The organism is uncultured Pseudacidovorax sp., from assembly GCF_913773995.1.
In the GTDB taxonomy this organism is placed as follows: domain Bacteria; phylum Pseudomonadota; class Gammaproteobacteria; order Burkholderiales; family Burkholderiaceae_C; genus Xenophilus.
In genome coordinates this window covers 1-7,846 of record NZ_CAJYES010000175.1, presented here as the reverse complement: position 1 = coordinate 7,846, position 7,846 = coordinate 1, and the positions used below count along the sequence as shown (strand labels likewise).

The window sequence follows — 7,846 nt, the reverse complement described above, 5'->3', positions numbered from 1 at the left end:
GCCGCGAATGGCACCTCCGCACGCACACCGGCATCCTCCGCCTCGCCGCTGCGCGCGAGCCCTCCTGTTTTCGTGCCTTGGGCCTTGGACCTTGGACCTTTGGGCCTTTGGGCCTTTGGACCTTTGGACCCTAGGGGCTACCGAGACGCTGAGGGTAATGCCGGCCAGCCCACCCCAACCCGTTCGCCCTGGGCGTGTCGAAGCCTCGCCCCTATGGGCAGCAGGCTAGCGGGTCGAGCATCGCCAGGCACATGCGCCGCGCGCCGCTCTGCCCTTCGACAAGCGCAGGGCGAACGGAGTGGGGGCCTGGGCGGCCGAACCCGGCCGTTCGGGCGCAGCGTCGAGGCGGAGGGTGCCGGTGTGCGTGCGGAGGTGCCATTCGCGGCGCCGTGCAGTGCCCCAGGCACGCCGGTGGACAGCGGGCACCCGTGTAGTGAGGCAAGCCGGTCAGCGCGAGCGTGCACCGGGAGCGCGCATGCCGGTGCCCTCCGCCGGGTTACCGTCCCATCACTTGCGCATGGAGACCGCACCCGTGCAGGGGCTTCGAAGCGCTCAGGAGCGCATGAGCTAACCAGCTCAACAGCTCAACAACCCGCCGCGACCGACGCAGCCGGCCTCAGAGATCCTGCAGCCCCATCGCCGGATCGCTCACCGATGGTGCGCCGGTCTCCACGCGGCCAGCGAAGCGGCGGTAAAAGCTCGCGTCGGCGCTGCTGGTGACCGCGAAGTCGTACCAGCGACCGCTGCCCGACAGGTCCCAGTGCTGCTCGGCGCTGGCGCCCGCGGCCACCGTCGCCGTCCACGGCCCGTCGTTGCGGTAGGCCTTGGCGCGGATGGTGAAGCTGCATGCACCGCTGCCGCCGTTGAGCATCTTCAGGTACACGTTGCCATTGGCCACGTCGTAGCACACGCGCAGCTCCGGGTAGGCCGAGCCGCCCGCGCGCAGCGCGTTCAGGTCGCCGCGGAAGTGGCGGTGATAGCCATTGGGGCCGAGCACCCACAGGTCATACAGGCCCGCGTTGTCGGTGGCCACCGCCCAGCTGTCCTCCAGCTGCTTGCCCGGCTCCACCATGTAGCGGCGGGGCAGCCGGTCCAGGTTGAGCTTGTCGTAGACGTGGAACACCGCCGCCTGCTTGCCCGTGTTGCTGAAGATCAGCCGCACGGTGCCCGCCGATGCATCGACGCGGGCGCTGGTGTGCAGCTCGTAGGGCAGGGCCCGCGAGGGGCGCGTGCCGGTGGCCTGGCGCGGCAGCTGTTGCGTGGCGGGCGGCACGATCTGCGCGAGCGCCTGCTGCTGGGCGCGAAGCTGGTCCGCCTCGGCCTGGGTCTTGCGGCCCGCGAGCGTGGGCAGGGCCTCGTTGTTGGGGTTCGCGAAGTTGAAGGCGCTGGTCAGGTCACCGCACACCGCACGGCGGTAGGCGCTGATGTTGGGCTCCATGACGCCGAAGCGCTGCTCCAGGAAGCGCAGCACCGAGGTGTGGTCGAAGACCTGCGAGTTGACCCAGCCGCCGCGGCTCCACGGCGAGATCACGTACATGGGCACGCGCACCCCCGGGCCGTAGACCTTGCCGTCGGGCAGCGGCTGGCCGGGCGAGGCCACCGGGTGCGTGAAGCGCTCGAAGGCGACGTCGGCGTCGGGCAGCGTCGTCTTGCCGGCGAAGGTTCCATCGCCGTTGGGCGAGGGGGCCGAGGGCGAAGGCACATGGTCGAAGTAGCCGTCGTTCTCATCGAAGTTGACGAAGAGCACCGTCTTGCTCCACACCTCGGGCACGGCGGTGAGCGCGTCCAGCACCTCCTGGATGTACCAGGCGCCCTGCACCGGGCTCGACGGGCCGGGGTGCTCGGAGTACGTGGCCGGCGCCACGATCCACGACACCTGCGGCAGCTTGCCGTTCTTGATGTCCTGCTTGAAGGTGCCCAGCAGACCGCCGTCGGGCATGGTGTTGGCGATGCCCTTGTAGAGCGGGTTGCCGGCGTTGTCGCTGGCCGGGTCGTAGGCGGGCGACGCGGCGTCGTTGCTCACCGGCTTGCCCGAAGCCTCGTTGGCCTTGCGGTACTGCACGAAGCCGGCCAGCGGGTTGTCGGTGAAGTTGTCGGGCATGAACTGGTAGACCATCCAGCTCACCTTGGCCGCCTCCAGCCGCTCGGGGTAGGTCTTCCAGTTGTAGCCCTGGGTCGAGGGGCCGATGTCGTCCCACACGTTCACCACCGAGGCCACGTTGGCGCCGGTGGGGCCGTTGGTGCCGGTCCACAGGAACATCCGGTTGGAGTTGGTGCCCGTGTGCATCGCGCAGTGATAGGCGTCGCAGATCGTGAAGGCATTGGCCAGCGCGAACTGGAAGGGCAGCTCCGCCTCCTTGTAGTAGCTCATGGAGGCCGTGTTCTTGTAGCGCGGCCACTGATACATGCGCCCGCCATCCCACGCGTTCTGGCCGTCGGTCCAGGAGTGGGGCGTGCCGCTTACGCGCTGGGCATTGCCCTTGCTGCCGTCCAGGTAGTAGGGCAGCACCGGCTTGCCGTTGGCATCGGACTGCTGCCACACGTTCAGGCCTTTGGGCAGCGGAATGGTGAAGCGGTCGCCGAAGCCGCGCACGCCCATCAGCGTGCCGAAGTAGTTGTCGAAGGAGCGGTTCTCCTGCATCAGGATGACCACGTGCTCGACGTCCTTGATGGTGCCGGTGACGTTGTTGGCCGGAATGGCCAGGGCCTTGCGGATGCTGGGCGGAAAGGCCGCCAGCGTGGCGGCGGCGATGCCCGAGGTGGCCGAGGCCTGGAGGACTTTGCGACGGGAATTCATGGTGTGGGTGTCGTCGTGGTTCTGCGTGGGGCGGCGGGCTCAGGGTGCGCAGCGCATGTCGGGTGCCTTGCTGCCGTCGCCGGTGGCGGGCGGCGTGGTGCCGCTGTTGCCGGTGCCGGCACCCGGCGTGCTGCCGCCGACGGCGGGCACGAAGCCGCTGCCGCCACCGCTGCCGCCGCAGGCGGACAGGGCGGCGCAGGTGGCCAGCACGACGAGGCCGGTGCGCAGGGAGAGGAGGGTGTGGGACATGGTGGGTTGCTCGTGGTCGGGGATGGAAGGGAAGAGGTGGGGCGGACGGCTCAACGGTCGGCCAGGCCCATGGCCGGATCGCTCACCGACGGCGCGCCGGTCTCGACGCGGCCGGCGAAGCGGCGGTAGAAGGCGGGGTCGGCGCTGCTGCCGACTTCGAAGTCGTACCAGCGGCCGCTGCCGGCCAGGTCCCAGTGCTGCTCGGCGGTGGCGCCGGGTGCCAGGGTGGCGGTCCAGGGGGCGTCGTCGCGGTAGGCCCTGGCGCGGATCGTCAGCGTGCAGGCGGCGGTGCCGTCGTTGCGCATGCGCAGGTAGACGTTTCCATTGGCCACGTCGTAGCAGACGCGCAGTTCCGGGCTGGCCGTGCCCGCGGCGCGACTGGCGTTCAGGTCGCCGCGGAAGTGGCGGTGATAACCGTTGGGGCCGAGCACCCACAGGTCGTACAGGCCCGCGTTGTCGGTGGCGGCGGCCCAGCTGTCGTCCAGCTGCTTGCCGGCCTCCACCATGTAGCGGCGCGGCACGCGGCCGAGGTTGAGCCGGTCGTAGACGTGGAACACCGCCGCCTGCTTGCCGGTGTTGCCGAAGATCAGCCGCACGGTGCCGGCAGCGGCATCCGCCCGCGCGCTGGTGTGCAGCTCGTAGGGCAGGGCGCGCGAGGGTCGCGCGCCGGCGGCCTGGCGCGGTAGCTGCGGGTTGGCCGGCGGCACGATCTGCGCCAGCGCCTGCTGCTGCGTGCGCAGCTGGTCGGCCTGGTCGCGCGACTTGCGGCCCGACAGCGTGGGCAGCGGCTCGCCATTGGGATTGACGAAATTGAAGGCGCTGGTCAGGTCTCCGCAGACGGCCCGGCGGAAGGGGCCGATGTTGGGTTCCGCGACGCCGAAGCGCTGCTCCAGGAAGCGCAGCACCGAGGTGTGGTCGAAGACCTGCGAGTTGACCCAGCCACCACGGCTCCAGGGCGAGATCACGTACATGGGCACGCGCGGGCCGGGGCCGTACACGCGGCCGTCGGGCTTGGGCTGGCCGGTGCTGCCGTCGGGCGCGGCATGGGTGAAGTACTCGGCGGCGAGCGCCGAATCGGGCAGCGTGGTCTTGCCGGCGTAGCTGCCGTCGCCATTGGGCGAGGGCGCCGACGGCGAGGGCACGTGGTCGAAGTAGCCGTCGTTCTCGTCGAAGTTCACCAGCAGCACCGTCTTGCTCCAGACCTCGGGCACGGCGGTGAGCGCGTCCAGGATCTCCTGGATGAACCAGGCGCCCTGCACCGGGCTCGACGGGCCGGGATGCTCGCAGTAGATGGAGGGCGCGTTGATCCACGACACCTGCGGCAGCCGGCCCTCGCGCACGTCGCGGCGGAAGGCGTCGAGGTAGTCCTCGGGCTTGCTGCCCGGCAGCGTATTGGCGATGCCCTTGTAGAGCGGGTTGCCGGCGTTGTCGGTGGCCGGGTCGTAGGCGCGGTAGGGCGTGGCTTGGCCGCTGTTCGAATAGGGCTGGTTGGGCGCGCCGCCGCTGCTCACGGGGTAGGGCGATGCCAGGTTGGCCCGGCGGAACTGGCGGAAGGCGCCCAGCATGTTGTCGCCCCATTCGTCGGGCATGTTCTGGTACGAGATCCAGCTGACCTTGGCATCCTCCAGCCGCTCGGCATAAGTCTTCCAGGTGTAGCCGGTGGTGACGGCCGAAGCCCGGCCGTCGAGCCAGTCCCATTCGTTGCGCACGAAGGCCACGTTCTGGGCCGTCGGGCCGTTGGTGCCGGTGAGGTGGAAGGCGCGGTTGGCGTCCGTGCCCGTGTGCATCGCGCAGTGGTAGGCGTCGCACAGCGTGAAGGCATTGGCCAGCGCGAACTGGAAGGGCACCTCGGCTTCCTGGTGGTAGCCCATGGCCTTGGTGGTCTTGTAGCGCGGCCATTGCGCCAGGCGGCCGTTGTCCCAGGCCTTCTGGCTGTCGTCCCAGTCGTGCGGCGTGCCGCCGTCGCGCTGGGCGTTGCCCTTGCTGCTGTCGAGGTGGAAGGGCAGGATGACCTTGCCGTTGCCGTCGCTCTGCTGCCAGACGTTGAGGCCGCCGGGCAGCGGCACGGTGAAGCGGTCGCCGAAGCCGCGCACGCCCGGCAGCGTGCCGAAGTAGTGGTCGAAGGAGCGGTTCTCCTGCATCAGGATGACCACATGCTCGACGTCCTTGATCGTGCCGGTGACGTTGTTGGCCGGAATGGCCAGCGCACGGCGGATGCTGGGCGGAAAGGCGGCCAGGGCGGCGGCAGCACCGGCCGTGGTGGCCGAGGCTCGCAGGAAGTTGCGGCGGGTGTTCATGAGGGCGGCTCCTTCAGCGCGGCAGGGTGGACAGCGGCTGCGCCGCCTTGAACATGCTGGCGATCTCGTCGGCCGTGAGGGCACGGCGCCAGATGGCGAAGTCGTCGAAGTCCATGGCGCCACGCGGCGAGCTGGTCTCGCGCTGGTAGTACAGGCCGGTGCCGTCTTCGTTGAGGCCGATGCCGTTCTTCAGGCCGCCGAGCTGGGCGACGAGGGTGCTGGTGAGCGTGGCGCTGCCGGTCTGCGTGCCCAGGGCCGGGTCGAGCACGTAGCCGGTCATCCTGAGGTTGGCCTTGTCGATGACCACCGCCACATAGGCCCACTGGCCGGCGCTGAGCTTGTAGCCATTGCTGTCGGCGCGGCTGCCGCCGGCACCGACGTTGAAGCGGATCTCGCAGCCGCCGAACAGGCCGATGGCCAGGCCCGCGTTGGCGCCGGTGGTGTAGTTCTTGTTGCCGATCACCGTGCCCCCGTTGCTCACGCCCTGGCTGCAGCTGGCGTCGGTGCGCAGCCAGAAGCCGAGGGTGTAGGCCGTCACGCTGTTGTCGGTGGCCACGTCGGTGCCCTGCAGCAGGCGGTAGCCCGACATGCCGCTGGTGTTCTTGATGGTGCTGTCCACGCGCAGCGCCTTGCCCTTGTAGGGCGCGACGAAGGGGTCGTCGCTCACCAGTGAGCCGGCGGCGGCGTCCGAGGCCCAGGGTGCCATCGTCGAGGCGCCGATCGCATCGATGGTGGGCAGCGCATTGAGCGGGTAGTACGCGGCCAGACCCTGCACCAGCGTGGTCGCGAGCAGCGCGGGCTTGACGTAGGCGATCTGCGCCTGCACGCCGGTGGCCGAGTCGCCGGCCACCACGGTGTAGCGGTAGGCATAGAGCCCGTCCGCGGCGGCCTGGATGTTGTCGGTGTAGCGGGTACTGGCGGCGGGCAAGGTGGCGATCAGCGTGCCGTCGCGGTACACCTTCACCGGCACCTGCGTGTTGCCGGCGAGCGTCCAGCCGAGCACCAGGCTGGCCTTGTCGGCGCCGGCCACGGCGCGAAGCTGGCGCACGGCGGTGCCGGCCTGCAGCGCGATGCCGTCGTAGCCGCGTTGCTCCAGCGCGGGCAGCATGGCCAGGTGCTGCAGCACGGTGGGCGCGAGGTCGGTGGCGGCGGCCGTCTGCAGCAGGGTGGCGATGTCGGCCGGCGGCGCATCGTTCACGGCCGGCAGCGAGGGCAGGGCCTTGTTGCTGGCGATGAAGCTGGTCTTGTCGTCCAGCGACTGGCTGCCGGTGGCGCTGCCGAAGGCATCCAGGCCATGGTCGGCGGTCAGCAGCACGAGCCAGTCTTCCTTGGGGTCGTTGGCCTGGCGACGGGCGATGGCGTCCAGCAGCTGCTGCACGGCGGCCGCCGTGGCGGTGACGCTGGCGCGGTAGCCGGCGCTGCCCAGGCCGTCGGTGGCGGCGCGGGCGGGTGCGCCGTATTCGGCCACGGTGAGGTCGATGCCGGCCTCGATGAGCTGGCGCGTGCGGGTGGTGACGCAGCCGTCGTCGCCGTTGCAGTCCACGCGCCGGTCGATGGCGGCCGCCACGGCGGGGTCGGCGCTCAGGCTGGCGGCGACCGTGCTGCTGGTGACCACGCCGCTCTGAAGGGCGAGGGGCTGCGTGCGCTGGCGCAGCTGGGCCAGCAGCGTGGGCGTGCGTGCGGTGTCGATGCGCTGGTCGGCGCTGTCGAAGGCGACGCCGTGACGCGCCCAGGTGCCGGTCAGCAGTGTGGCGAAGGCGGGGCCGGTGCTGGTGGGCTGGGCGCTGGGCGTGCCGGCGATGCCGCCCGTCCATGCGGGCGCGGCGCGCAGGCTGGTCAGCGCACCGGCCGCCTGCGCCTGGCGCAGGGCGGCGTAGGTCATGCCGTCGATCTGCACCAGCAGCACCTTCGGGCCGCTGCGGCCGGCGTTGGTGCCGGGCGTGGCGGGCGGCGTGCTGCTGCCGGTGGCGGGAGGTGGCGTGGTGGTGCCGCTGCCGCTGCCGCTGCCTGCGGCGGCGATCAGGCCGAGGTTGCTGTTGCCGCCACCTCCGCCGCAGGCGGCGAGCGAGAGGGCGGTGGCCAGGACCAGGAGGCCCGCCTTCCAGGCGGGCGCGGGTCGGGAGGACAGGTGCGTGCGTGGCATGCCGGTTCTTTCTTCGAACGGTCGAATGGACGCGCGGCCTTGCAAGGCCGGCGCGTGTGCTTTCCCCCATCTGCCGTGGCCTGCCTCCTGCCCACGGAGGCAGGAGGAAATTCACAACAAATGACTCAAATGCACAATTTGCCAACAGTCCGTGTCAGTGCCGTGAATTGAGGCCCAGTCGCCGGCGCGATCTCCGCAGCCCGTTCGGGCTGAGCCTGTCGAAGCCGGGCACGGCGCTTCGACAGGCTCAGCGCGAACGGAGGAAGGAAGCTCAGCGCGACACGGTCTGAACTCCCCAGCCCGTTCGGGCTGAGCTCCCCAGCCCGTTCGGGCTGAGCTCCCCAGCCCGTTCGGGCTGAG

At 70.5% G+C, this 7,846-nt stretch carries 4 protein-coding genes; all 4 read right to left on the bottom strand.

Going from position 1 to position 7,846, the window contains the following annotated elements; translation table 11 throughout:
- Positions 1 to 616: 616 nt before the first annotated feature.
- From QZ772_RS16005 to QZ772_RS15990, 4 genes are read right to left on the bottom strand one after another with little or no spacing between them, the layout of a single operon-like run.
- The gene (locus QZ772_RS16005) at positions 617 to 2,797 is read right to left on the bottom strand and encodes a phosphocholine-specific phospholipase C (protein ID WP_295528264.1); all 2,181 of its coding nucleotides are present in this window, start codon (positions 2,795 to 2,797) and stop codon (positions 617 to 619) included.
- A gap of 39 nt (positions 2,798 to 2,836) precedes the next feature.
- Positions 2,837 to 3,046: a hypothetical protein gene (locus QZ772_RS16000; RefSeq protein ID WP_114803546.1), complete on the bottom strand. Its 210-nt coding sequence runs from the start codon at positions 3,044 to 3,046 to the stop codon at positions 2,837 to 2,839.
- Positions 3,047 to 3,096: 50 nt separating this feature from the next.
- Positions 3,097 to 5,343, bottom strand: coding sequence for a phosphocholine-specific phospholipase C (locus tag QZ772_RS15995; RefSeq protein WP_295528261.1), 2,247 nt, complete (start codon positions 5,341 to 5,343; stop codon positions 3,097 to 3,099).
- A 13-nt stretch (positions 5,344 to 5,356) separates the two neighbouring features.
- Positions 5,357 to 7,486: a LamG-like jellyroll fold domain-containing protein gene (locus QZ772_RS15990; RefSeq protein WP_295528258.1), complete on the bottom strand. Its 2,130-nt coding sequence runs from the start codon at positions 7,484 to 7,486 to the stop codon at positions 5,357 to 5,359.
- Positions 7,487 to 7,846: the final 360 nt, after the last annotated feature.